This window comes from Paenibacillus illinoisensis NBRC 15959 (genome assembly GCF_004000925.1).
In the GTDB taxonomy this organism is placed as follows: domain Bacteria; phylum Bacillota; class Bacilli; order Paenibacillales; family Paenibacillaceae; genus Paenibacillus; species Paenibacillus illinoisensis.
Genome location: NZ_BIME01000014.1, coordinates 16,140 through 39,348, shown reverse-complemented (window position 1 = coordinate 39,348; position 23,209 = coordinate 16,140). Strand labels below are relative to the sequence as shown.

At 47.4% G+C, this 23,209-nt stretch carries 27 protein-coding genes; 2 read left to right on the top strand and 25 right to left on the bottom strand.

Features of this window, described 5'->3' with window-relative positions; genetic code table 11:
• Nucleotides 1-499 precede the first annotated feature (499 nt).
• From aroH to mtrB, 12 genes are all read right to left on the bottom strand, one after another.
• Nucleotides 500-877, bottom strand: a complete 378-nt coding sequence (aroH, locus tag PIL01S_RS25545; RefSeq protein ID WP_127540284.1) for a chorismate mutase — start codon at nucleotides 875-877, stop codon at nucleotides 500-502.
• Nucleotides 878-879: 2 nt separating this feature from the next.
• Complete coding sequence (gene aroB / locus PIL01S_RS25540) at nucleotides 880-1,977, bottom strand: 3-dehydroquinate synthase (RefSeq protein WP_127540282.1); 1,098 nt, start codon at nucleotides 1,975-1,977, stop codon at nucleotides 880-882.
• Between the two features lies 1 nt (nucleotide 1,978).
• Nucleotides 1,979-3,148 carry a chorismate synthase gene (aroC, locus tag PIL01S_RS25535; RefSeq protein ID WP_127540280.1) on the bottom strand — a complete coding sequence of 390 codons (1,170 nt, stop codon included), beginning with the start codon at nucleotides 3,146-3,148 and terminating at the stop codon, nucleotides 1,979-1,981.
• A 250-nt stretch (nucleotides 3,149-3,398) separates the two neighbouring features.
• Nucleotides 3,399-4,190 carry a CheR family methyltransferase gene (locus PIL01S_RS25530; protein WP_127540277.1) on the bottom strand — a complete coding sequence of 264 codons (792 nt, stop codon included), beginning with the start codon at nucleotides 4,188-4,190 and terminating at the stop codon, nucleotides 3,399-3,401.
• Between the two features lie 24 nt (nucleotides 4,191-4,214).
• Entirely contained in the window at nucleotides 4,215-4,658 is a 444-nt protein-coding gene (gene ndk / locus PIL01S_RS25525; RefSeq protein WP_127540275.1) for a nucleoside-diphosphate kinase, read from the bottom strand.
• 157 nt (nucleotides 4,659-4,815) lie between these two features.
• Nucleotides 4,816-5,790, bottom strand: coding sequence for a polyprenyl synthetase family protein (locus PIL01S_RS25520; RefSeq protein WP_127540273.1), 975 nt, complete (start codon nucleotides 5,788-5,790; stop codon nucleotides 4,816-4,818).
• A gap of 330 nt (nucleotides 5,791-6,120) precedes the next feature.
• Nucleotides 6,121-6,738, bottom strand: a complete 618-nt coding sequence (locus PIL01S_RS25515; RefSeq protein ID WP_095292870.1) for a UbiX family flavin prenyltransferase — start codon at nucleotides 6,736-6,738, stop codon at nucleotides 6,121-6,123.
• A 2-nt stretch (nucleotides 6,739-6,740) separates the two neighbouring features.
• Nucleotides 6,741-7,607 carry a UbiA-like polyprenyltransferase gene (locus PIL01S_RS25510; protein WP_127540271.1) on the bottom strand — a complete coding sequence of 289 codons (867 nt, stop codon included), beginning with the start codon at nucleotides 7,605-7,607 and terminating at the stop codon, nucleotides 6,741-6,743.
• A complete protein-coding gene (locus PIL01S_RS25505; protein ID WP_095292874.1) occupies nucleotides 7,600-8,328 on the bottom strand; it encodes a demethylmenaquinone methyltransferase in 729 nt (242 codons plus the stop codon). The genes PIL01S_RS25510 and PIL01S_RS25505 overlap by 8 nt, the downstream gene beginning before the upstream one ends.
• An 11-nt stretch (nucleotides 8,329-8,339) precedes the next feature.
• The gene (locus PIL01S_RS25500; RefSeq protein ID WP_127540270.1) at nucleotides 8,340-9,203 is read right to left on the bottom strand and encodes a heptaprenyl diphosphate synthase component 1; all 864 of its coding nucleotides are present in this window, start codon (nucleotides 9,201-9,203) and stop codon (nucleotides 8,340-8,342) included.
• Nucleotides 9,204-9,304: 101 nt separating this feature from the next.
• Nucleotides 9,305-9,856 carry a hypothetical protein gene (locus tag PIL01S_RS25495; RefSeq protein ID WP_127540268.1) on the bottom strand — a complete coding sequence of 184 codons (552 nt, stop codon included), beginning with the start codon at nucleotides 9,854-9,856 and terminating at the stop codon, nucleotides 9,305-9,307.
• A 204-nt stretch (nucleotides 9,857-10,060) separates the two neighbouring features.
• On the bottom strand, nucleotides 10,061-10,282 hold the full coding sequence (gene mtrB / locus PIL01S_RS25490) for a trp RNA-binding attenuation protein MtrB (RefSeq protein WP_095292880.1): 222 nt from the start codon (nucleotides 10,280-10,282) through the stop codon (nucleotides 10,061-10,063).
• Between the two features lie 149 nt (nucleotides 10,283-10,431).
• Between mtrB and PIL01S_RS29620 the strand changes: the two genes are divergently transcribed.
• Nucleotides 10,432-10,593, top strand: a complete 162-nt coding sequence (locus tag PIL01S_RS29620) for a hypothetical protein (RefSeq protein WP_164764346.1) — start codon at nucleotides 10,432-10,434, stop codon at nucleotides 10,591-10,593.
• Between the two features lie 66 nt (nucleotides 10,594-10,659).
• On the opposite strand, the gene PIL01S_RS25485 is transcribed toward PIL01S_RS29620, so the two are convergent.
• From PIL01S_RS25485 to spoIVA, 5 genes are all read right to left on the bottom strand, one after another.
• The gene (locus tag PIL01S_RS25485; protein WP_024630670.1) at nucleotides 10,660-10,932 is read right to left on the bottom strand and encodes an HU family DNA-binding protein; all 273 of its coding nucleotides are present in this window, start codon (nucleotides 10,930-10,932) and stop codon (nucleotides 10,660-10,662) included.
• Between the two features lie 218 nt (nucleotides 10,933-11,150).
• The gene (locus PIL01S_RS25480; protein WP_095292881.1) at nucleotides 11,151-12,137 is read right to left on the bottom strand and encodes an ABC transporter permease; all 987 of its coding nucleotides are present in this window, start codon (nucleotides 12,135-12,137) and stop codon (nucleotides 11,151-11,153) included.
• The gene (locus PIL01S_RS25475; RefSeq protein WP_127540266.1) at nucleotides 12,134-13,651 is read right to left on the bottom strand and encodes a sugar ABC transporter ATP-binding protein; all 1,518 of its coding nucleotides are present in this window, start codon (nucleotides 13,649-13,651) and stop codon (nucleotides 12,134-12,136) included. The genes PIL01S_RS25480 and PIL01S_RS25475 overlap by 4 nt, the downstream gene beginning before the upstream one ends.
• 112 nt (nucleotides 13,652-13,763) lie before the next feature.
• The gene (locus PIL01S_RS25470; RefSeq protein ID WP_127540264.1) at nucleotides 13,764-14,861 is read right to left on the bottom strand and encodes a sugar ABC transporter substrate-binding protein; all 1,098 of its coding nucleotides are present in this window, start codon (nucleotides 14,859-14,861) and stop codon (nucleotides 13,764-13,766) included.
• A gap of 220 nt (nucleotides 14,862-15,081) precedes the next feature.
• A complete protein-coding gene (gene spoIVA / locus PIL01S_RS25465; RefSeq protein ID WP_127540262.1) occupies nucleotides 15,082-16,560 on the bottom strand; it encodes a stage IV sporulation protein A in 1,479 nt (492 codons plus the stop codon).
• Nucleotides 16,561-17,018: 458 nt separating this feature from the next.
• Between spoIVA and PIL01S_RS25460 the strand changes: the two genes are divergently transcribed.
• A complete protein-coding gene (locus tag PIL01S_RS25460) occupies nucleotides 17,019-17,408 on the top strand; it encodes a tautomerase family protein (protein ID WP_127540260.1) in 390 nt (129 codons plus the stop codon).
• Nucleotides 17,409-17,514: 106 nt separating this feature from the next.
• Here the strand turns inward: PIL01S_RS25460 and PIL01S_RS25455 are convergent, their stop codons facing one another.
• The 8 genes from PIL01S_RS25455 to der all read right to left on the bottom strand — a co-directional run bounded on the left by PIL01S_RS25455 (nucleotide 17,515) and on the right by der (nucleotide 23,154).
• Nucleotides 17,515-18,291 (bottom strand): DUF3939 domain-containing protein, encoded by a 777-nt coding sequence (locus PIL01S_RS25455; protein WP_246058562.1) that lies wholly within the window; start codon nucleotides 18,289-18,291, stop codon nucleotides 17,515-17,517.
• Between the two features lie 70 nt (nucleotides 18,292-18,361).
• Nucleotides 18,362-18,715: a 2Fe-2S iron-sulfur cluster-binding protein gene (locus PIL01S_RS25450; RefSeq protein ID WP_127540258.1), complete on the bottom strand. Its 354-nt coding sequence runs from the start codon at nucleotides 18,713-18,715 to the stop codon at nucleotides 18,362-18,364.
• A gap of 16 nt (nucleotides 18,716-18,731) precedes the next feature.
• Entirely contained in the window at nucleotides 18,732-19,358 is a 627-nt protein-coding gene (locus tag PIL01S_RS25445; protein ID WP_246058561.1) for a hypothetical protein, read from the bottom strand.
• 76 nt (nucleotides 19,359-19,434) lie between these two features.
• Nucleotides 19,435-19,614, bottom strand: a complete 180-nt coding sequence (locus PIL01S_RS25440) for a DUF2768 family protein (protein WP_095292896.1) — start codon at nucleotides 19,612-19,614, stop codon at nucleotides 19,435-19,437.
• A gap of 173 nt (nucleotides 19,615-19,787) precedes the next feature.
• A complete protein-coding gene (locus PIL01S_RS25435; protein WP_056696692.1) occupies nucleotides 19,788-20,063 on the bottom strand; it encodes a stage VI sporulation protein F in 276 nt (91 codons plus the stop codon).
• Nucleotides 20,064-20,163: 100 nt separating this feature from the next.
• The gene (locus PIL01S_RS25430) at nucleotides 20,164-21,204 is read right to left on the bottom strand and encodes an NAD(P)H-dependent glycerol-3-phosphate dehydrogenase (RefSeq protein ID WP_127540256.1); all 1,041 of its coding nucleotides are present in this window, start codon (nucleotides 21,202-21,204) and stop codon (nucleotides 20,164-20,166) included.
• On the bottom strand, nucleotides 21,197-21,820 hold the full coding sequence (gene plsY, locus PIL01S_RS25425) for a glycerol-3-phosphate 1-O-acyltransferase PlsY (protein WP_127540253.1): 624 nt from the start codon (nucleotides 21,818-21,820) through the stop codon (nucleotides 21,197-21,199). Before plsY ends, PIL01S_RS25430 begins: the two co-directional genes overlap by 8 nt.
• Nucleotides 21,821-21,831: 11 nt before the next feature.
• On the bottom strand, nucleotides 21,832-23,154 hold the full coding sequence (der, locus tag PIL01S_RS25420) for a ribosome biogenesis GTPase Der (RefSeq protein ID WP_095292901.1): 1,323 nt from the start codon (nucleotides 23,152-23,154) through the stop codon (nucleotides 21,832-21,834).
• Nucleotides 23,155-23,209 lie beyond the last annotated feature (55 nt).

Below are 23,209 nucleotides of genomic sequence, written 5' to 3'. Positions count from 1 at the left end.
TTAGGTAGAAGAAAGTCGGTTGTATATAACAAAAAAACCTCTACCATCAGGTAGAGGTTCTGGGTTTATAAGCTGTAATTAACAGTTTGGTGCTTCATAAATAACAAGTCCCTATACTTCCATGCTGGATCATCAGACCAGTCTCATGAATGAACGTCCTACATCCACCAACCTGCACGTCTTGAATATGGGTTCACTAGCTCCTCCTGTTTGCACGATACCATCACAGAAACGAAATGGGATCTCAACAAACAAAAATGAGCATATACCAAAACAAAACGGTGTCACTGGACACGTTTCACAATATGAGGTTCCTGTTCCTATCAATCCTGTAGCACGACGTACCGCGAATCAGTTGGCCGACCTTGTTACTCCGGCTACCACCCGCTGGACTCTGCTATATACTCCACTATCTCAGCTGCTCTCAGCTCAACTCATACTCTACTCAACTGTTTCTCACTATACAGCATTCAGAATGGTTTGACAACCACTCTATTTCTCATGAATTCGAAGGTGCAGCCAAATCAGGCCGCAGGGATTGTGCACCATTCAGGTACACATGATTGATTTCATGTTGGTCTTTGGTTGTGTTCACATGCACCATGAAACGAATGCATTTCGGCAAGGCGCCCTTAACGGGTACTTCCAGTGCACACATCAAAGGTACCAATTCCCAGCCTTCCAGTTGGCGAATGGCCTTCGCTGGAAAGGCTGCATCCAAATCGCCCGTCATCGTAATCCAGACGCTGCAGATATCTTCCGGCTTAATATCGTTGCGGTCCACAATCTCCTGCAGCAATACCGCTGTTTCCTTCAAAATCTGTTCTTCGTTATTTTGCGTGACTGTTGTAGCCCCGCGAATTCCACGTGTTACCATCGTTATTCTGCTCCCTTCTTAAGCAATTCAATGACATCCCGAACTGCCGATACGGGCACGTCTTTCACTATTCGCGCTGCTCCAATCCGATCCGGAATAATGAAAACCATATGTCCTTCACGGAATTTCTTGTCATGCATCATGGCATCCATCAACGCATCGGTATCCAGATGTTTCGGCATGGTGACCGGTAATCGCAGGGAACGAAGCATCCGCACCGTATCGTCATATAGACCTGCAGGTGCACCAAGCTTCTCGCCCAGCAAAGCCGATCCGGCCATCCCGATAGAAATGGCTTCTCCATGCAAAAACTCCCCGTATCCAGCTATCGCTTCAATTGCGTGACCAATGGTATGGCCCAAATTTAAAAGTGCACGCTCGCCGTTTTCCCGCTCATCACGTGACACAATTTCAGCCTTGATGCCGCATCCGCGTTCCAGTCCGTATCCGAGTGCTTCCGGATCAAGCGCGAGCAACGCTTCAGCATGCTCTTCACACCAATGTGCAAACGCTTCGTCGCGAATCAGTCCGTGCTTCAGCATTTCCGATAGTCCGGCTGAAACATCGCGCGGCGGCAAGGATTGAAGTGTGTCCACATCATAGAGCACAAGCTCAGGCTGATGGAATGCACCAATCATATTTTTGGCTAGCGGATGGTTAACGGCTACTTTACCACCAACACTGCTGTCATGTGCGAGGATTGTTGTAGGTACTTGTACAAACTTGATTCCACGCATATATGTAGCCGCCACGAATCCAGCGAGATCTCCCACAACGCCTCCGCCCAACGCAATAATGGCGGAACTGCGATCCAGCTTACCCTCAATGGCAACTGTCATCATGTCTTGATAAACCGATAGGGATTTGGATGTCTCTCCCGAAGGAACCACTGCCGAGACAACTGTGTAGTCAGCCGCTCGGAGGGTCTGTTCAAGACCAGCCAAATACTTGGGAGCCACATTCTCATCTGTAATAATGAGCAGCGGACTTTTCTTGGTCAATCCATATTGCTCAAAAAATCGAGGCGCCTCAGCGAGCAGACCACTGCCAATCAGAATGGGATATGAGCGTTCCTCCAACTGAACTGTCAGCTGACGCATATTAGTAGCTCTCCAATTGAGTGGTATAGTTGTTGTAGTTCGCGCGAATTTCCTCCATGGAATCCCCACCGAACTTCTCAAGGAATGCCTTGGCAATCTCCCATGCCACCACATGTTCCATGACTACGCTTGCTGCCGGAACGGCACAAGCATCTGAACGTTCGACTTGGGCAGTGAAGGCTTCTTTGGTATCAATATCAACACTTTGAAGTGGTTTGTAGAGTGTCGGAATAGGTTTCATAACCCCACGAACCACGACCGGCATTCCGTTGGTCATGCCGCCTTCAAATCCACCCAAACGATTGGTTGCCCGGTGGTAACCACGTTCCTCCGTGTGAAGAATTTCATCATGTACCTGGGAGCCGCGAATCGTTCCTGCTTCGAATCCGATACCGATCTCCACACCTTTAAAGGCATTAATAGACATGACACCTTGAGCAATTCGTGCATCCAGTTTGCGATCATACTGCACATGGCTTCCGAGACCGACAGGCACACCTTCAACAATGCATTCCACGATTCCTCCGATGGAGTCGCCTTCCTGCTTGATTTGATCAATGTAGGCTTCCATCTTCTTCTCCGTCTCTGCATCCGTTACTCGGACCGAGGAAGCTTCGGTTACTTCAATCAGCTCATCGATAGGCAGGTCTTGGTAAGGTGCTTCGATCTCTCCGATACGCAGTACACGCCCCGCTACCTTAATGCCAAACTCAGCCAGGAATTGACGGGCAATCGCTCCACAAGCTACACGTACCGTTGTTTCACGTGCACTGGAGCGCTCTAGAACGTTGCGCAGATCTTTCAGATTATATTTGAGTCCGCCGTTCAGATCCGCATGTCCAGGACGAGGACGATGAACGCGGCGTTTCTCTTCATCACTGCCTTCAATAGGCTCAATATTCATAATGTTCTGCCAGTGTTTCCAGTCATTATTTTGAACGACCAAAGCTACCGGAGCTCCAGTTGTATATCCGTGACGGATGCCACCCACAAAATTGGCCTGATCTTTCTCAATCTGCATCCGGCGTCCACGACCATATCCTTTTTGTCTACGGTGGAGCTGGAAGTTCAGTTCCTCAAAATCAATATTCAGATTGCTTGGCAATCCTTCGATAATCGCGGTCAATTGGGGTCCGTGCGTTTCCCCTGCGGTTAAATAACGTAAACTCATAATACGTTCCCCCTTTAAACTGTTAAACTGCACATTGCTAAAATCCCATAATTTCTTTGCTCATTATAGTATAGCTGACCCGCTTTGACAAGAAAGCCCGTCGTTTCCTGCCCAAAAACAAAATTCTGGTCAGCTTGTCCTGGCACAATTCGGAGCTGAAATTACACTCATTTTTACCCGGAAATACAAATAACCGTCTGGACACATGTTCGTGTGTAATCCAGACGGTCATCCAATCCGTTAACCTTATTTATTTTTTGCGATAGAAGAACGTTTCCGCTGTCTCCAGACCGTATTGTCCAGGGGAGAAGATCTGTTCTGTGCTGCCTACGAATAGAATGCCGCCTGGCCGTAAACTTGCTGCAAATTTATGATACAACAGATTTTTGGCTTCCTCGGTAAAATAGATCATTACATTCCGGCACACAATCAGATCAAACCCATCATCAAACGGGTCCAGCAGCAGATTCTGCTTCATAAACTTGATTGAGCTTTTGAGCTTGTCATCGATTCGATAAACCAACCCGTCCTGTTTAAAATAACGACTGGCTGTCTCTTTGGGGACATCCTTGAGCGAACGCTCCATATAACGCCCTTCCTTGGCTTTGGCCAGTGCGCCTTCGTCCAGATCACTCGCCGTAATGGAACTGTCCTTAAGAATGCCCATCGTATCCAAAATCATGGCAAGTGTATAGGGCTCTTCGCCAGTTGAACAAGCTGCACTCCATACCTTTACACGGCGCTTTGGACCAATCAATTCAGGAAGGATCTCGTCACGGAGCACTTCCCAGCGGTTAGGATTTCGCCAAAATTCCGAAACGTTAATCGTCATCCGATCGAGAAATTCGTAAAACAGCGACTTATCCTTCTGCATGGCATCAAAAAAATTGGAAAATGTATGAAACCCGTTTTTGTTTCGAAGTGTGGTCAGCCGTCTTTTCATCTGGCCTTCCTTGTATTGAGCAAGATCAATGCCTGTGCTCTCTTTGATTTTCCGAATAAAACCGGCATAATCCGGGTCTAGTTGTTCCTGCTCCAGCATCGTATCACCCTTCTGGCTAATAAATTACAACCAGGCTGCGATGCTCTTGTCGTACGTCACCAATTCATCTGAAGTAAAGAAGTTTGCTGCTTCACGAGTGGCAGACTCCGGGGAATCAGCTCCATGAATCAGGTTATGCGGTGTGTGGCTCGCAAAGTCTCCGCGGATCGTACCGGGAGCCGCTTCCTTTACATTGGTTTTGCCGATAACGATCCGCGCAAGTGCCACAATGTCATCACCTTCCCAGACCATCGCAAATACAGGCCCGGATGTGATAAACTGCACCAGATCATCAAAAAACGGCTTTCCTTCATGTTCCGCATAATGGCGCTTTGCCTGATCCTCTGTCATCTGAACCAGTTTCCCAGCCACCATTTTAAACCCCTTGTCTTCCAGACGGCTAACGATACGCCCAATCAAACCACGCTGCACACCATCCGGCTTTACCATCAAAAATGTACGATCCATACGCTCACTCCTCACTCACGGTTCAAAGTTAGTTCATTATGTAGACGCAATCACTTTGATTGTAACATACATGTCCAATTCCTCCCAATGAGGAATCTCACATCTATGTCTTTGGAGTAAACCGGAGCAATAAGCAGCATGATCATATCACTGCACTTTAATGAGTCCGCTTGACAACAAAATGTGCAATATCGCGCAAATTTTTGCTTGTCTTGATATTAGGCAGCTGTTCCAGAGCATCGAGCGCTTTCTTCATATATCGGTCAGCCAGTGCTTCAGCTTTAGCGATTCCTTGACTTTGGCGAATCATTCCAATCGCATCCGAGGCACTTGCCCGTCCATCTTCACGCTGAACACGCGAAATCTCGTTAAGCAGCGGCTCACGAAGATCACGTTCCTGTAGAGCGTATAGAACTGGCAGCGTAATATTGCCCTGTTTCATATCACTACCTGGAGGCTTGCCCAGCTGTTTCTCTGTTCCCACCAGATCAAGTACATCATCCTGAATCTGGAAGGCCATGCCCACATTATATCCGTAAGTATACAGGAGCGAAGAAACATGTTTTGGTGCACGTGTAGCCAGAGCTCCAAGCTGGCAGCTGACTGCAATCAGCAGCGCCGTTTTGCGACGGATCCGCAGCAAGTAATTGCGAACACTCTGTCCTGTATTGAAAAAGTCACGAATCTGCTCCATCTCACCGATAGACATCTGCACCATGGCCTTCGCCAGAATACGATGGATGTCCGGATCGGACAGGCCAGCTGTCATCTGAAGTGCTTTTCCATAGATATAATCCCCGGTGTACATGGCAATCCGGTTATCCCATTTGGACTTTACCGTAGGTTTGCCTCTCCGTGTCTCCGCATTATCAATAACATCGTCATGTACCAGCGAAGCGGAATGAATCAATTCCAGCGGTACCGCAATCAACTTCAGGCGTTCAATGTCATATGTACCATATTTACCGCCGAGCAGTACAAATACTGGTCGCAAACGCTTCCCGCCTGCTTTGAGCAGATGTAGTGAAGTTTCACTTAGCAGTTTCTGGTCTCCCTGCACACTGCGATACAATTCTTTTTCAATGTAATCCATGTCTTTTTTTAACAACCCGAAAATATCCAATAGTTTCATTCGTTCACCCGTGTCAGCGTATTATCAGTCCAAAAATCCATGCTTACCTTCCCCTCCAGCAAGTCGGGCCTGCAGGCATAACGAAAAACCAGGGCTTGCCGTTCCTGCTTGTGTTCTACTAAGTCGTACTTACTTCATCGAATGTCATGGCTGACATCCGGGAATTAAACTCTTCGACTTGTTCTGAAACAAATCCAGAAGTTGCCGGAGCATGGGTCAAGGCTGTGGTTCACCGAAACTCTACCATCAGCGCTCACCAATACCCCGGGATACCGGGGCGAGCAGGTCATATCCTGCATATTAAGTTCAAACAGTTATAGAAAAAAACGGCTAGCCCCGTTGATCCGGTTCTCCCCATCTTGCGAATAGTTGATGCTGAATGCGCAAACTATCCAGCACTTTACCTACCAAAAACAAAATCAACTCTTCCATCGTCTGAGGTTTGTGATAAAAAGCCGGCATGGCCGGAATCATTCGAACACCCAAGCGAGAGAGCTTGAGCATATTCTCCAGATGGATCGCATGCAGCGGAGTCTCCCGTGGCACCAGAATTAGCGGCCTTGCCTCCTTCATCATGACATCCGCAGCACGAGACATCAGATTGTCTGACGACCCCTGTGCGATGGAGGAAAGTGTGCCCATGGAGCATGGCATGATGATCATGCCATCAGCCAGGTAAGATCCGCTTGCAATCGAAGCCCCTATATCACTAACGGGATGATAAACCAGCGAACCGCCGAGGCCGCCGAATTTCTCTTCCAGCACACCTTCACGATTCGTGACATCCCAATCCATTTCTTCTTTTAAAACCCGCCAGCCGGCATTAGAAATCACCAGATGAACAGTGAAATCCAGGCCGAGCAGCGTTTCAATAAGTCTTATGCCATAAATACTTCCGCTGGCTCCGGTAATTCCGACAACAAGTCGTTTATTGTCCAGCTGCTGCATGTTTATTTCACCGCCAGGTCTATCAAAGTAAAGGTAAATACGACCAGACTCAAAACACTATTCATGGTAAAGAAAGCCGTCTGTACACGACTCATATCGTTAGGCGATACAATATAGTGCTCATAGAAAAGAATACCATATGTAATCAGCATGCCTGCACCATACCACCAGCTCAGATCCGTCATCAACAGAAGCGCCAAAAATCCGATGGCTGTAATAATGTGAAAGAACTTGGCAATATTCAACGATTTAATAAGTCCGAAACGGGAAGGAATGGAATGAAGCCCCTCTTCCTGGTCGAATTCCAGGTCCTGACAAGCATAAATAATATCAAAGCCTGCTGTCCAGAACACAATCGTAACGTACAGCACAATGGCTGTCCAATCCATGGACCCCGTAACAGCAACCCAGCCTCCAAGTGGAGCAAGGCCAATAGTCATTCCTAGAACAACATGGCAGAGCCATGTGAATCGTTTGGTGTATGAGTACAATACCGTCATAAACACTGCAATTGGCAGTAATTGCATTGATAACACATTAAGATTGGATGAAGCCCAGAATAACAGTACAAACGAGACAATAATAAAGATAACAACCTCGCCATTTTTGAGCAGGCCCGCTGGGATGGCACGCATAGCCGTCCGCGGATTTTTGCCGTCGATCGCTTGGTCAATCATCCGGTTAAGTCCAAATGCCGCACTGCGTGCACCAACCATGGCCAGTAGCACCCACATAATCTGCATCCAGGTTGGGAACGTTCCGTTCACGACCATAGACCCGAGAATGGCACCCATAAATGCAAAAGGTAAAGCAAAAAGCGTATGTTCAATTTTGATCATTTCTAAAAAGATGCGAATTTTCCTAAACATGCTGATTCTCCTTGGTTCCAATATGCAATGCCGCGATGCCTCCGGTCAGAGGATAGGCCTGCACTTGCTTCAATCCGGTTTCTTCGAAAATGGTAGCCAGTTCCTTCCTTCCCGGAAATAATGCCAATGAATCAGGCAGCCACTTATACTGCTCATAACGTTTGGCGAACAATTTGGCAAGTCTCGGCAGTACTTGTTCAAAATAAAAATAATAAATACCTTTAAACGGTTGCCATGTCGGCTTGGACAATTCCAGGCACACAACCATGCCACCTGGTTTCACTACACGTTTCATCTCCGATAAAACCTGTCTCAGATCAGGAACATTACGAAGGCCAAATCCAATGGTAACATAATCAAATGAATTATCTTCAAAAGGAAGTGACATGGCATTCCCCTGAACAAGCGTAATCTGCTTTTGTCTGTTTACGGCATTAACCTTGTTCTGCCCGACTTCAAGCATGTTGCTGCTAAAGTCCAGTCCATGCATGTGACCTGTTTCACTTGCCTCTGCCATCGCCAGCGTCCAGTCACAGGTACCGCAGCATAGATCTAAGCCTGTATCCCCTTTGGACATGTTCATTTTCTTCATTGTGAATTTGCGCCAGGCTTTATGCCTGCGGAAACTCAGGATGTCATTCATGACATCATATTTTCCGGCTATACTCTGAAACACCGAATGGACAAACTCTTCTTTTGGTTTCGACTCTGCGCTCCCCATTTGTCTCCCCCTCAATCTTCCCTTACTGCTGCGTGTGAAGGCTCCAGATAACCCAAATAGGTTTCCAAGATGGCATACAGCTCAGCTAATCCCCGCTGGTCTTGTTCTTCCTGCAGCAAAAGCTTTATGCGGTTTGTACTTTCACGAAGCCTGTCCAGCAGAAGCCCATCAATTTGATACTTCACTGCCATGGCCCCACATGCCCGCATATCTGGCTCCGGCTGGCCAATCACGTTCCGCTCATCGGCTGTACCTTGCTTGTATATATGCCAGAAAGCATAGCTATGGCTGAATTTCTTCGCGTCTTTCATTCGCTGCAGCTCTTCCACAACGGTCTCGCACAAGCTGAATTCGGCAAGAAGACTCTCCCATAGCTTCTGTTCCTTTGATCCAATCATGTCCGCAAAAGAAAGAAACAGCTGCATCTTCAGCTGTACCGTTTCACGCAAGTATTCTTCAGCCGAAACGAGAAGCTTTTTCATCCGATCATACAGCGTCATCTTGCGCACGTTGACTTCAGATACGGCACCGCTGAGCTTGCCGATCATCTCAATACGACCCGCATGGGCAAGCAGCTGATAAAAGCGACTGCTCAAATAATCACCAGCAAGAACATTCAACTGGCGTGAGCGCATCTCCTGCTCTTTCCGATCCCCGGAGATCGTATCGATTCGATCATGCGTATCCATGGCCAGCTGGACGAGCGAGGTAGCCAGAGCATACAGCTCATCATGTTCCTTTTCATCTGTACGGCCCACAAACGCCTGCAGCAGACGAGCCCGGCTATCCGGAAACGGTGGTATTTCCGTATGTTGTCGAATCATGTCGTAATCCGTATATTTTTTTGCTAGTTGGGGTACGCGATATGAATTCATTCTCAGCCTCCGAGCCTTTGCATTGTTAAACCATTTCTGCACTACAATCTTATATATTATAGCATATGTTGAACAGACACGCACTGAATCCTGCTATTCTATTACCCTTCGTTCAACAATTCGAATTGCTTCTTCCACAGATCGGTCTCCATGATGTGAAACCAATCTTTTATTTCACCGGATAAGACGGGGCTTTTCCAATTTCGAAGTGCTTCAATTGCATCTGTTGGCCACTCATTTCTTCGTATATCTGCAGCAAGCAGCAGATGCCTTTTGTGCAGCCACTCATCTTCTGCCATGACACGAAGCAGTATTTGCTCTACGTTATCAAGACCGTGAAATCCAAGCTCTGCTACCGTTGCCATATTGTCATAGATTTCGGTGTAACTTGTTCCGGTACCTGTCACCTTCAGATCCAGTTTCAAAATGGACTGCTTCCACTCCACTTTTGCAATCGGTGTAGTCAAATGCATGGAGCTCAGAACGTCCACCAAATTCTCGTCAGACAGTTCCAGCTTTTGCTCAGCTGCAGATACCGGCTGTACCCGCTCTCCGCCCAATGTTCGCATATGTAAGGTTTGCACAGCAACCAACAGGAAAACTGCTGCAACCGTTGCCAGCAGCGAAGCCGTCACGATCATCCGCGGTTTCATAAATGCCTCCCTGCCTTTACATGTTAGTGTAGTCTGTCCGGTAAAGGCTCATACCTCATTGTACAATGAAAAAAAGCAGGCTATGCCTGCAATTTTTCGTTCATACCCAAAGTATTGGCTCTACCCCAATCCACTTCGTGAACAGGCAGGAGATTTCCGTAAAACGACGCTTAGCTCTGATGCAACAGACTCTTAACTCGTCTTTTATTCTGATTCTATTTGGCCATGCTTTGTAATCATGGTAGCCTTACCGCGGATTTTGATCGCGGAAGTATGATTCGTAAACTGGGCAATCATAACTTCACCTTTGTCCAGCTTCTCGGTATGATGAAAACGCGTGTCCTGTCCTCGCGTCAAACCGATGACCTGAACTCCGTTTTCCTCTGCCTTAATGACAATGTAATCACTGCCGGTTGGATGGTCCATTACGTAGCGTCCCCTCTCCTAATTGTTCAATAGCGTTAATGATGATTAAGATTGATTCATTTGTCAACTGAGTTTTGCTTGTAAAGCTGCAATAATCTATGGGAACCGGGTCATACTACAGGATACATTCCATAGAAAGGAGCCTCTGCATGAAGTACACCCCTGCAACCTTGACAGACGAGCATATTCATCAGCTACAGGACATTGAACAGCACCTTTCGGAATCAGCAGGAGAAGATCTGATATTGATCGCTTACAGCAAGCAACCGGACGACCCTGAGGACACAAAAAACAGCGAGGCACATCGTTAGAAGACAAAAGAAAAGGCCGTGAACGAGTCACGGTCCTTTCTTTGACATATGGAATATGTAGAAATCTTATTTAATTCCGTCTTTGAGCGCTTTACCTGGTTTGAATGCAGGAATTTTGCTCGCAGGAATTTCGATTTCTTCACCTGTTTGCGGGTTACGCCCTTTGCGTGCAGAACGCTCGCGAACTTCGAAGTTCCCAAAACCAACCAATTGTACTTTGTCTCCGCTTTGAAGAGCCTCAGAGATTGCTTCGAATACGGCATCAACCGCTTTCGTTACATCCTTTTTGGACAATTCAGTCGCTTCGGACACGTGTGTAATCAAGTCTGATTTGTTCATTTGTTTTCACCTCCTGAATCAATGTCCTGAATGTTATACTGTGTTTCCGTTTTATAGCGAAATATACGTTCATACGCAAAAAATCTACGTACATCTTGAGCGTGATGAACACAATTATCCGCCTGCGGTCAACAGTCATTTCCGGCAGAATGCCGCCTGAAACCAAGCGCGTTTCAGACGCGGAACAAATTTTATACTAATACAGACAGCACACAATTTCAAGTGCGGTTGCGGTTTAGCACGTAAAATGTCACCGCCAGGGCAAGCACGAGGACGCCACCTTTTACAATATCATGAGTAAAATACTGAACATTCATCATGGTTAAACCGTTCACCAGTACCCCAATCAGGACTGAACCAATGAAGGTTCCGATAACATTTGGTTTACCCGCACCGAAGACAGAGAACCCTACAAACACAGCTGCTACGGATTCCATTAACAACGGAGATCCTGCATCAATCTGTCCTGATCCCACTTTGGAGGCGTAGATAATGCCCCCTATTGCAGCAAACACGCCAGCAGCCACATAAGCAAGCGTACGCACCTTTTTCACCTTGATTCCGGACAAGCGCGCCGCCTCTTCATTGCCTCCAGTAACGTACATCTGGCGTCCGTATTTCGTATACGTCAAAAAGATATGAACACCAATGACTGCAACGAGAAGGAGGATAACCGATATAGGCATGCCGAGCCATTTCCCCTGACCAATCAGCAAGAACGTAGGATCCATCTCTCCGGCCGCCTTGCTGCCATCAGGAAATTGCATATGATTATAAATGGTATACCCTTGCGCGTACGTTTTGTGAATACCTCCAATGATGTACATGGTCGCCAGCGTGGCGAGCAGATCAGGAATGCGCAGTTTTACAATCAACAAAGCATTCAGGAGGCCAATGACTGCACCGATCACGAGCGGAACAATAATGACAACGGCGAGCGGCTGCTGATACCAGATCATTAACGATGCCGTTACAACGGTCGTCAATGAGACGGTAGCCCCCACCGAGAGATCGAAACCATCCACAATGAGAGATAACGTTACACCGATAGCCACAAAGGTCACGATCGATATCGACCCCAGAATGTCAGTCAGATTACTGTAGGTAAAAAAGTAAGGCAATTTGATGCCAAAAAAAGCAATAACTCCGATAATAACGATAATCGCCCCGTAACGGAACGCAAAATCCATAGATTTGTCCTTCATACCTGCACCTCTTGTCCACCGCTTGCGTAGTATAGCAGTTGTTCTTGGTTGGTCTCGCCACGCTTGAATTCTTTTACGATTTTCCCTTCACACATCACTGCAATGCGGTCTCCTATACCGAGCCCCTCGTCCAGCTCACATGTGAAATAGATGACCGCCTTGCCTGCCAACGCCAGCTCGTTAATGATACGAAAGATGTCACTTTTGGCTCCAATATCCACGCCCTTGGTAGGTTCATCAAATATAAAGACATCAGCGTCCGCATTCAGCCATTTGCCAATAGCTACTTTCTGCTGGTTACCTCCGCTCAGATACTTCACTTCCTGACGTACCGAAGATGTTTTAATGCCGAGCTGTTGAACCAGTGATTCCGCGTTCTCCCGCTCCTTTTTGCGACTCACGAATCCGAATGTACTAAGACGTCCGAGCAAGGGCAGGCTCAAATTTCGTTCCACATTTTCCTGAATGAGAATCCCCTGCTTGCGACGTTCCTCGGGTACGGAAACAATGCCTGAAGCTGCAGCATCCGCCGGCTGAGAGAAGCGAAGCGGTTTATCGTTTAAACGAATATCCCCTTTCTCCACCTGGTCTGCTCCAATCAGAAGACGGGAGCATTCCGTTTTGCCCGCACCGACCAGACCGACAACAGCCAGAACCTCACCACGGCGTACAGACAAATCAACCCCCTTCACCTTGATCCCCCGGTGCAGTCCACGTGCTTCAAAGATTACCTCGCCTATAGGTGCTTCCGTCTTCGGAAATTCCTCTTCGAATGGCTTGCCCAGCATTTGTGTGACCAGGTCATTGACAGTTAGTCCACGCGCCTCACCCGTAAATACATGCTGCCCGTCTCTCATGACGGTCACTCGATCACAATGCCCAGTCACCTCAGCAAGCCGGTGGGTTATAAAAATGCAAGCTACTCCCCGTTCTTTTAACAGATGAACGATCCGGAAAAAGGCATCGGTTTCTTCCTGGCTCAGCGGAGCAGTCGGTTCATCAAAAATAATCACCTTGGCATCCTGAATCAGGATGCGCGCCAGCAGAATCATCTGTTTCTCTGCAAGTGTAAGGTCCGCTACCTTTTTCTGAACTGCAATGTCTGCTCCCAATTCTTTGAGTGCCTCAAGAGCACGCTGCTGGAGCTTACGCGGGCTTTTCCACCATCCACCAACTGGAGAAGCCAGCTGGTCCAGCATAATGTTCTCAGCAGCCGTCAGCTGCGGTACCAGTGCAGCATCGACCTCCTGATAGACACAGTGAATTCCGTTTGCCTTAGCGTCCCCCGGTGAATTTAGACGTAAATGCTGATCATTTAAACGAATCTGGCCCTGATCCAGTTGGTAGGCACCCGACAGAATTTTCATCAAGGTACTTTTCCCTGCTCCATTGGCGCCAAGCAATGCATGAATCTCTCCACCTTTTACAGAGAAATCAACGTCTTTTAGCGCAGGAATGCCAGCAAACTGCTTATGAATATGTTCCATTTGAAGCAAAATCGGTGCAGTTGTCATGATGTAAACCTCCAATCCCTCCTCCAGGGAGTCATGCTATCCTTACAATCTGTTGTTTTACATATCTGCCTGCGAAAAAAGCGCACCTTGCGGCGCGCCTACTAACGCTGCTTTATTTAGCAGTGATTCCGTATTCCGCCATCCAATCCTTGATGCCCTGTGTACTTCCTCCCCAACCCTCAACATATTGGGACAATTCGGAAGTAGAGATTTGTGTCTCAGGCAGTGCTTCGCGTTGAACATAAACCGGATTAAGGACCACCTGATCTTTAGTCTCATCGCCGTTCAGTTTCTGATAAGCGTAACGTACCTGAACACGTCCAATGTCTGTCGGGTCTACCGCTGCGGAAGCAACCCAAGGATTTTTCGGATCCTGAATCATTTGCAAATCCTCATCACTCATATCGATACCGTAAACTTTAATTTCATCACGACCCGCTTGCTGGATTGCACGTGCAGCACCTTTGGCAAACTCATCCCACGCTGCCCACACGGCTGTGATTTCGCCTTTCGGATATTGTTTCAGAATCGCTTCCATCTTGGCTTGTGTATCCAGAGCCGGGTTTTGCGCTGAGCCAAATGTGGCAATCTCCTTGATGTCCGTATTCTCTTTCATGAATTCGCCGTAAGCAATCTGGCGACGTTCCATAGGAGCGAATCCGGCCACCCATACTTTCACGATATTCCCCTGGCCGTTAATATCCTTTTTCATTTGTTCCAGTGTAAGTTCCGCCATCTTCTGGTCATCCTGAGACAGTACGGTTGCCCCTGGTACTTGGATAGCTGCATCGAAGACTACTACCGGAATGTTTTGTTCTACTGCTTTTTTCACACCCGGTTCCAGGAGCGAGTCCCCGTGATCCGTCAAGATTGCATCGAACTTCTGGTTAATTGCGCTGTCCAGCAAAGAAACCATTTTGGCTTTATCATTATCAGCAACAAATGTAGTTAGCTCACCGCCGAATTTTTCAATTTCCTCTTTTACGCCTTGTACATACTGCTGTGAGAATGTGCCCGTGTTAAATTCCATGATTAGGGCAATTCGTTTACCACTAAGCGGGCCAGTCACTGCCTCCGTCTTGGGCTTGTCCTCTGATGCTCCGGAAGCTGGAGCTGCTGCTGGTTCTTTTTTGATCCCGCAAGCGGACAGTGCCAATGTAAATATAAGCAGAACACTTAGCCATACCCATTTCGTATCTTTCTTTTTCATCTCTGTCTCCCCCTATTCGTGCACTCTCAGTGACCTTGATCACAATAGTTGAATATTAATATAACGGCTAATCCCTAGTATGTAAATGGGTTTTAACAATTTAAAGCTAAAACTCGCTAAGTTTTTCTTGAAGCATGTAGTATACATCCAGTAGTACCGTTTATAGGAAATTAAATCATACAGCAAAAAGACCACAAGGATGGCCTTGTGGTCTTTTGTCTTACAGAATGATGGCAATCAAGCCGCCTGAACCTTCGTTTATGATACGTCCCAATGTCTCCTGCAATTTGTACCTTGCATTGTCCGGCATCATGGCAATCTTGCCCTGAATCCCTTCGCGCACGATGGAATGCAGTGAACGACCAAACATGTCTGAATCCCACACCTTGATTGGGTCGTTCTCGAAGTCCTGCATCAGGTACCTCACCAGTTCCTCACTTTGCTTCTCCGTACCGATAATCGGTGCGAACTCGGACTCGACATCGACCCGGATCATGTGAATGGAAGGTGCAGTTGCTTTCAAACGCACACCGAATTTGGTGCCTTGGCGAATGAGCTCGGGTTCATCCAGTGCCATCTCAGCAAGCGAAGGTGCCGCAATGCCGTATCCGGTCGTTTTGACCATCTCCAAGGCTTCAGCGAAGCGATCATATTCCCGTTTGGCATGAGAGAATTCCTGCATCAGCTGCAGCAGATGATCCTTGCCTCTGATTTCAATGCCGACCACTTCCACGAGGATCTGATCGTATAATTCATCAGGTGCGTACAGATCAATTTCGGCCACACCCTGGCCCATGTTCATGCCGCTGAGTCCTGCGCGGTCAATGAACTCATACTCCATGAACTGGGATACAACCCGGTCCACGTCACGCAGTCTACGAATGTCCTTCACCGTGTCGCGCACGGAATTTTCGTAGTTGTTACGCAGCCAGTGGGTTTCATTCAGGACCATAACCCAGCTCGGCAGATTCACATTCACCTCATGAACAGGGAACTCATACAGGACTTCACGCAGCACGCCTGTCACATCATCTTCCGTCATGGTGGCCGCGCTTAATGTCATTACCGGAATATCATATTTAGCTGCCAATTCGCTTCGCAATTGAAGAGCCTCTTCACTGCGAGGACGGGTAGAGTTGATGATCAGTACGAACGGTTTGCCAACCTCTTTCAGTTCGGCAATGACTCGTTCTTCGGATTCCACGTAGGAACTACGGGCGATCTCGGCAATGGTGCCGTCTGTGGTAACCACCACACCCAATGTGGAATGCTCCTGAATGACTTTTCGCGTGCCAATCTCCGCTGCTTCCTGGAACGGGATCGGCTCTTCGAACCACGGCGTGGAGATCATGCGTGGACCATTTTCATCCTCATAGCCCTTCGCACCCTCCACAGCGTACCCTACACAATCCACCAAACGTACATTAACATCGAGCCCTTCAGCCACTTTGATCTGGACTGCGTTATTCGGTACGAATTTCGGCTCGGTGGTCATAATCGTTTTGCCTGCTGCACTCTGTGGAAGTTCATCCACTGCACGGGCACGATCAGCCTCGCTTGCGATGTTTGGCAGTACGATCGTTTCCATGAATCGTTTAATAAATGTTGATTTCCCCGTCCGGACTGCGCCGACAACCCCGAGATAGATATCCCCTCCGGTCCGCTCAGCTATGTCCTTAAAAATGTCCACTTTCTCCAATGAAATCCCCTCCCTAAATTACTCCGAAGGAAAAATGCTAAAGAGCATCCGCTTCGTTTTTTCAATCAGAAGACTGAAATCCCTGCAACGGTAGAGCCGCCTTTGTGAGTGCCCGGAAGTCGTCCGCCGCCGAACGTTGCATTCTGATGAAACCGGCGAAAGCGGCGTTAACTCGTACATGCAATTGGACTAGTATCATCTTATGTATCCGTATGCAGCAATATGACGCGTTTTTTTGTTTTTTTCTCAGGTCTTCAGCTCCGGGATGTTGCCCCGCTCTCGGACTGCGCGTCATTATTTCAATCTACTTTATGAACACAGGGTCGCATTTATGCTGGTTTCATTCATTTCTATTTGGGGTATCGGACACTTGGAGTTAGAGGTATACTGTGAAGGAAACATGGTTTTAGAGCCGAGCTGAGTTAGATTGAAAACGAGATGAGAAAGGTGAGATGAGCATGGCACAGATTAAAGTTTTCGGTATACGTGAGCAGTTAAATCCAATGAAAGAACAGCTTGCTATCGTGATTCATTCCGTTCTGATGGATGTGCTGGGACTGCCAGAGAACAAAAAATTCCAACGTTACTTCCCCATGGATGCGGAGAACTTTCAGTACCCGAAAGATCGATCAGCAGCATACACCATTGTTGAAATCAGCATGTTCGAAGGAAGATCTATGGAAACAAAGAAAGATTTAATCCAGCAATTATATAAACAAATACATGAAAAACTCCAGTTGTCTTTCCATGATTTGGAGATTACTATTTTCGAGACACCACGTGCACACTGGGGCATCCGTGGAATGCCCGGCGATGAACTTATGTTGAACTACACCGTTGAGGTCTAACGTATTATCTGATCTGGTTCTCTGAAGCTCCTGAGAACGTAATGCAACAATAAAAAGAGAAGAGATACTCCTTAATAAGGAGTATCTCTTTTTTGGTGCATTTCATCTATGGTTTTTCTTGTGCCACTGGGGCATTATTCTGCCACGTATAACTAACCGATTTTACAGGAACGAAATGGGAGTGCTCCAGCAAATACTCGCGCACATCATCCCCCTCCACAGGAGAACGATCCGATTTTTCTACCGCCTGCATGATATCGAAGGCATAATCTACGTACACATTGCCTTCACCGTCCATGATAAATGGTAACTCCTGACCGGAATATACACTGTTCAGTGTAACCTCTGGAGCACCTGCCTGAGCAGCTTGTTTCATATCTACAGCATACAGACCGGTATACAATTCCTCCCCTGCAGGCAGTTTGCCGTTATGTACTGATTTATACTGGTTAACCATGCGCTGTACATCATTGACCTTCTGTACCGTCTGCAAGTCCATTACTTTTACAGTGGGTGCTGTCTCTTCATTTTGAATAAGGAAGTAAGCGCTCCCACCACTTTCAAAAGCGGTACCCGGAATCTCGTCCAGATAACCTTGCTGTTTCAGCTTCGGCAGATCCACTCTGAATTTTTCATATTTTGGGGTATCCATATCCGCATTAATCATGGGCAGAATCCCCTGATCCTTCTGAAATGCCTCTACAGCACTCTGTATCCGGTTCACACTCTCCCTGTATGCTATTTTGGGGTCATCGTTACCCTGGGTTGGATACATGCAGCCACTTACTGTAGCAACCATTAAAATGAAGAGAAGGCAGCGGACTCCCTGAATCCCGTACCTCTGCCCTAAACCGATGAAGAGTCTATCTTTGTTTTCGTTCATCCGCATCCTCCTTGAATCTGAAGAGTCCAACGGGAAAACCCAATCCAATTGAGCTCCATTCAGGTTAGTTTCAGAACCAATCGTCATTCTCCTGCTGCTGGCGTTCCAACTGCTTACGTATCGCAGCTTTGAGCGGATCCTCCGGAACATGAACAGACACTGATCCCCTCACCTTGGCCTGACAAGCAAGACGAGTTCCTGCTTCCAGCAGGGAACCCAGTTTCCGTTGTTCAGCATCTGTAGGGGGGTGCAGAGACTGCAGCTGATCACCATCTACTTTGACCTTGCACATTAGACAAGCGGCTTTTCCATCGCAACGGGTTGGAATCTTCACTCCTGCACGGCGTGCGGCACTGAGCAGGTTCACTCCCGCTTTTAGGCGAATGCTCTTATTTTGCGGTAAAAATGTAATCGTGTGCTCCATCCTCTTGCCTCCCCACCTATGAAGTCCATGTAAAACCAACCAACTCTTCTACCTCAGCGGAGAATCGGCTTGTCCACACATTATGCTTACCCAATGAAGCCAGTAAGGGTTGATGAAGCTGTGGATCCTTCCGGATTGCTTCAGCAATAGCCTCATAACGGTCAGCTCGACCTCTCAGCAGATTAAAAAGCAGCTCATGAGCAAGGGGCATCAATCTTAACGTGTAAGAACCAATTTGAGCCTGAGGCGCATGATGAATCAGCAGTTGTTCAATCTCAACCCGGTACCAGCTCTGCCTGGACCATACTTCAAAGCCACCTACGAGTTCAAGCGCACACTCTCCGACTTGATAATGACTCAGCAATGAAGCGTATGGCCCTGTTCGATCTATCACCGGTTTATCCAGGGCAATTCCTGGGGCAGCATGATGCAGCCCATGTGCAGCAGCCAGATCGGCGTACACATCAATATCTCTTGGAGCCTGCTGCAACTCGACCTGCTGCAGCAGCAGTCCACAGCTCCCCCCAAGAAGCCAAGCATAAGGTACTGTATTCCAGGTTTTTGCCGTTTCCAGCAACGCAGCGTGCAATTCCGGATAGCGCTCTGTAAGGCCCTCTGTTCCATGTGGTCCCAACCGGCTCACCTTCCCTTCATCCGTTTTCATTGTGTCAGTTCTATGGTGTACTTATGCGGATGTTAAGCTGCACGCAAGAATAAGATCAAGTGAGCGATGCAATTCCGCCGAAAAAACCAATCAGCATAATCAGAAACGCGATCAATGACAGAATCCCTCGCACAAAGCCTTTGGTTTTGGCTCTCGCGAAGGTGATCAGGAATACAGACAATCCCATAATCAGAATTGCAACCAATGACAGCCACATCTTGTCCATTGCGCTCATAATCCAGCAGTCTCCCCTTCAATCTGTTATTCATCACTGACACGGTGACAATTGAAATTATTATAACACGAAATTCAGAGGACTTTTCCAAAAAAAAGACAAAAAGAAAGCCAGCCTTAGCTGACTCATCTTTTTGTCTTGCTTGCACACGTTGCAGAAGCAAAAACGATCTATTATTTTTTCATCATCATTTTCATTAATGATTCCATGCTGTTTGGATTCAGTCCACTTTTTTTGACCGCACTTACAATATCCTGAACCGTATCTTCAGATACCGGAACTTTCGCCATGGCGGATACTTGTTTAATCAATTGGCGCAGCTGAGCTTCATTTTGCATGGTGGACGGTTTTACTGTGCTCGCCAGTTTCTTGACAGCACCTTCTGTAATTGTTTTGCCCGTTTTTTTATTGATCGCTTTCAGTGCATCCTTAGAAATGTTGTTACCCATTCGTCTCCCCTCCTCCGGCAATACTCATGTGTATAGTATGAGTGTAGCGATGAAAAGGTGAATGAGCTTCTTTATTTCTGGTGAGTGAAGCAATGGAGAATCAGGAGTGCCACTGTTCCCATGTTTCCAGTTTCATAACTTCCATTTCGGTCTTGGGATCTCGGCCCATAAGTGCCTCAACCGCATCACGCGGCTCGCGATCCTGAAAGAGAACATGGTATAGTTGATCCGCAATCGGCATCTGCACCCCGTATTTCTGGGAGATAAAATAGGCTGCTTTTGTCGTACGAATTCCTTCTACGACCATTCCCATGGAATTCAGTACATCCTCCAGCTTTTGTCCTTGTCCCAGCATAGAGCCGGCCCGCCAGTTCCGGCTATGTTGACTTGTCGCGGTAACCACCAAATCACCGATTCCTGCGAGGCCCGCAAACGTAAGCGGGTTTGCTCCCATCTCCACGCCAATCCGGGTGATCTCTGCCAATCCACGAGTCAATAGAGCGGCTTTTGCATTATCTCCGAAGTCCAGGCCATCCGACATCCCTGCACCAAGTGCGATAATATTTTTGAAAGCACCTGCCAGCTCCACGCCAAGCATATCCCGATTCGTATACACACGGAAATAGGCATTCATGAATAATGCCTGAGCAGCATCTGCTGCGGCTTTGTCCAGTGAAGCCACAACCACTGTTGTAGGACAGCGTTTGACCACTTCCTCCGCATGACTCGGACCCGAAAGTACAACGATATGCCCTTCTTCGCATTCAAGTTCCTCAGAGATCACCGTCGACATCCGTTTGAGGCTTTCCGTTTCAAATCCCTTGGTTGCATGGATTATTAACATGTCTGGCGTATAATACGCCTTGAATTGGTTGACTACCGAACGCATGGCTGAGGAAGGCGCAACAATCAAAACGGCCGATGCCCCTTGAACGGCATCCCCCATATTAGTCGTTGCCTGAATGCGAGGTGATAACTCTGCACCAGGTAGAAAACGACTGTTCCGATGCTGGTTGTTAATTTCGGCGGCCTGCTCTTCACCACGTGTCCACATCGTCACTTCCAGCCCATTGGCGGCCAGCACACTTGCGAGAGCGGTCCCCCAACTGCCTGCGACCAGGACGGCAACTTTTTTAGACAACGCGTTTTCCACCCCCAGGTTTATTGGCTCCTAATTTATTTTCCTGTCCTCTGGCAAGCTTCGCAATGTTGGTGCGATGTCTCCAAAAAGCAAACAGACAAATAATCAGACTTCCCCAGAATAGATTCATGGAATATCCCGGGAACACTAGGATGAAGATTGGTGTTAATGCTACAAAAATAAGAGAACCCAGCGAAACGTAACGTGTCAAAACGATGGACAGGATTGCAAAAATTCCGGCAGAAACTGCAGGAACGAATGCAAGAGTGGCGAGTACGCCAATTGCTGTTGCAATTCCTTTTCCTCCACGGAATCGGAAGTAGAGCGGCCAGTTATGTCCTGCAATCGCTGCTATACCGCAAATTGCAGGAATCCACTCGGAGCCGTTACTGAGCCACACTCCAATCCATACAGCCGCAATACCTTTAAGGACATCCAACAGCAGCACAAGAATAGCCGGTCCTTTACCCAATATTCGCAATGTATTGGTAGCGCCTGCGTTCCCGCTGCCATGCTGACGAATGTCGATCCCCCGTATTGCCTTTGCAAGGAGGACACTAAAGCTGATTGAACCGAGCAGATAGCTCAGTACAATCGCTGCGATTGGTAAAATCACAAACTTCTCCCCTAACCTTCGTCGGACTTCCTCCGAGTAAATATGCGAATTGGCGTACCTTCAAAATCAAACGCTCCGCGGATTTTATTCTCCAGGTAACGCTCATAAGAGAAGTGCATCAATTCCGGATCGTTTACAAAAATAACCATGGTCGGCGGTTTGACAGCAACCTGTGTCACGTAGTTAATCCGCATTCTGCGTCCTTTGTCTGTAGGCGGTGGATTAATAGCCACGGCATCAGATACGACATCATTAAGCAAATGCGTCTGAACACGCATAGCATGCTGCTGAGCTACACGAGTTACCACAGGAAGCAACTTTTGTAAGCGTTGTTTTGTTTTGGCTGACAAAAAGACTACGGGAGCATAAGTCATAAACAGGAAGTGATCCCGAATTTTTTTCTCAAACTCATTCATCGTTTTATCTGTTTTATCCACCACGTCCCATTTATTCACAACGAACAGGGAAGCTTTACCGGCTTCAAATGCATAACCTGCAATATGCTTGTCCTGTTCAATGATGCCTTCCTCGCCGTTAATAACGACCAAAACGACATCAGCACGTTCGATGGCACGCATAGCACGCATAACACTGTATTTCTCGGTAGTTTCATACACTTTACCACGTTTACGCATACCTGCTGTATCAATCAGCACGTAACGCTGCCCATCCTTTTCGAACGGGGTATCAATGGCATCACGCGTCGTTCCGGCTACATCGCTTACGATTACGCGTTCCTCACCCAAAATGGCATTCACCAATGAAGATTTACCCACGTTTGGACGTCCGATTAGAGCAACACGGATGACGTCTTCATCGTATGTCTCTTCTTCAAGTTCAGGCAATTTTTCAACGATCGCATCCAGCAAATCACCAATACCCGTACCATGACTCCCGGATACACCGATCGGATCTCCAAATCCAAATCCGTAAAACTCGTAAATGAGCTCACTGCGCCCAATATTATCCACTTTGTTAACGGCTACAACAATGGGCTTGCCTGAGCGGTACAACATCTCTGCGACTTCTTCGTCAGATTGCGTAATTCCTGCTTTTGCATCACACATGAATACAATAACATCCGCTTCTTCAATGGCGAGCTCTGCCTGCATCCGAATTGATTTAAGAATGACATCCTCGCCGTCGATTTCGATACCACCTGTATCGATAATACTGAATGGTTTACCGTTCCATTCACCGATTCCGTAGATCCGGTCACGGGTAATACCCGGCTTGTCTTCCACAATGGCCAGTCTGTCGCCGATAATCCGATTAAAAATAGTGGATTTACCCACGTTCGGTCGCCCGACAATTGCCACAACGGGTCTTGCCATACATTCCACTCCTCCTGTCCATACTTACGTTACTCATCATAGCAAAAAACACATG

Excerpts from the sequence above, each read along its gene's own strand:
- PIL01S_RS25515 (WP_095292870.1), bottom strand. The coding sequence starts at position 6,738 with ATGCAGCAGCTGGACAATAAACGACTTGTTGTCGGAATTACCGGAGCC.
- aroH (WP_127540284.1), bottom strand. The coding sequence starts at position 877 with ATGGTAACACGTGGAATTCGCGGGGCTACAACAGTCACGCAAAATAAC.
- ndk (WP_127540275.1), bottom strand. The coding sequence starts at position 4,658 with ATGGATCGTACATTTTTGATGGTAAAGCCGGATGGTGTGCAGCGTGGT.
- PIL01S_RS25470 (WP_127540264.1), bottom strand. The coding sequence starts at position 14,861 with ATGAAAAAGAAAGATACGAAATGGGTATGGCTAAGTGTTCTGCTTATA.
- PIL01S_RS25455 (WP_246058562.1), bottom strand. The coding sequence starts at position 18,291 with ATGAACGAAAACAAAGATAGACTCTTCATCGGTTTAGGGCAGAGGTAC.
- PIL01S_RS25480 (WP_095292881.1), bottom strand. The coding sequence starts at position 12,137 with ATGAAGGACAAATCTATGGATTTTGCGTTCCGTTACGGGGCGATTATC.
- aroC (WP_127540280.1), bottom strand. The coding sequence starts at position 3,148 with ATGAGTTTACGTTATTTAACCGCAGGGGAAACGCACGGACCCCAATTG.
- PIL01S_RS25475 (WP_127540266.1), bottom strand. The coding sequence starts at position 13,651 with ATGACAACTGCACCGATTTTGCTTCAAATGGAACATATTCATAAGCAG.
- PIL01S_RS25495 (WP_127540268.1), bottom strand. The coding sequence starts at position 9,856 with ATGAAACCGCGGATGATCGTGACGGCTTCGCTGCTGGCAACGGTTGCA.
- PIL01S_RS25500 (WP_127540270.1), bottom strand. The coding sequence starts at position 9,203 with ATGAATTCATATCGCGTACCCCAACTAGCAAAAAAATATACGGATTAC.
- PIL01S_RS25450 (WP_127540258.1), bottom strand. The coding sequence starts at position 18,715 with ATGGAGCACACGATTACATTTTTACCGCAAAATAAGAGCATTCGCCTA.
- PIL01S_RS25460 (WP_127540260.1), top strand. The coding sequence starts at position 17,019 with ATGGCACAGATTAAAGTTTTCGGTATACGTGAGCAGTTAAATCCAATG.
- PIL01S_RS25510 (WP_127540271.1), bottom strand. The coding sequence starts at position 7,607 with ATGTTTAGGAAAATTCGCATCTTTTTAGAAATGATCAAAATTGAACAT.
- aroB (WP_127540282.1), bottom strand. The coding sequence starts at position 1,977 with ATGCGTCAGCTGACAGTTCAGTTGGAGGAACGCTCATATCCCATTCTG.
- mtrB (WP_095292880.1), bottom strand. The coding sequence starts at position 10,282 with ATGGACCATCCAACCGGCAGTGATTACATTGTCATTAAGGCAGAGGAA.
- PIL01S_RS25505 (WP_095292874.1), bottom strand. The coding sequence starts at position 8,328 with ATGGGGAGCGCAGAGTCGAAACCAAAAGAAGAGTTTGTCCATTCGGTG.
- PIL01S_RS25485 (WP_024630670.1), bottom strand. The coding sequence starts at position 10,932 with ATGAACAAATCAGACTTGATTACACACGTGTCCGAAGCGACTGAATTG.
- der (WP_095292901.1), bottom strand. The coding sequence starts at position 23,154 with ATGGCAAGACCCGTTGTGGCAATTGTCGGGCGACCGAACGTGGGTAAA.
- PIL01S_RS25435 (WP_056696692.1), bottom strand. The coding sequence starts at position 20,063 with ATGGGTAACAACATTTCTAAGGATGCACTGAAAGCGATCAATAAAAAA.
- PIL01S_RS25440 (WP_095292896.1), bottom strand. The coding sequence starts at position 19,614 with ATGAGCGCAATGGACAAGATGTGGCTGTCATTGGTTGCAATTCTGATT.
- PIL01S_RS29620 (WP_164764346.1), top strand. The coding sequence starts at position 10,432 with ATGAAGTACACCCCTGCAACCTTGACAGACGAGCATATTCATCAGCTA.
- PIL01S_RS25530 (WP_127540277.1), bottom strand. The coding sequence starts at position 4,190 with ATGCTGGAGCAGGAACAACTAGACCCGGATTATGCCGGTTTTATTCGG.
- PIL01S_RS25520 (WP_127540273.1), bottom strand. The coding sequence starts at position 5,790 with ATGAAACTATTGGATATTTTCGGGTTGTTAAAAAAAGACATGGATTAC.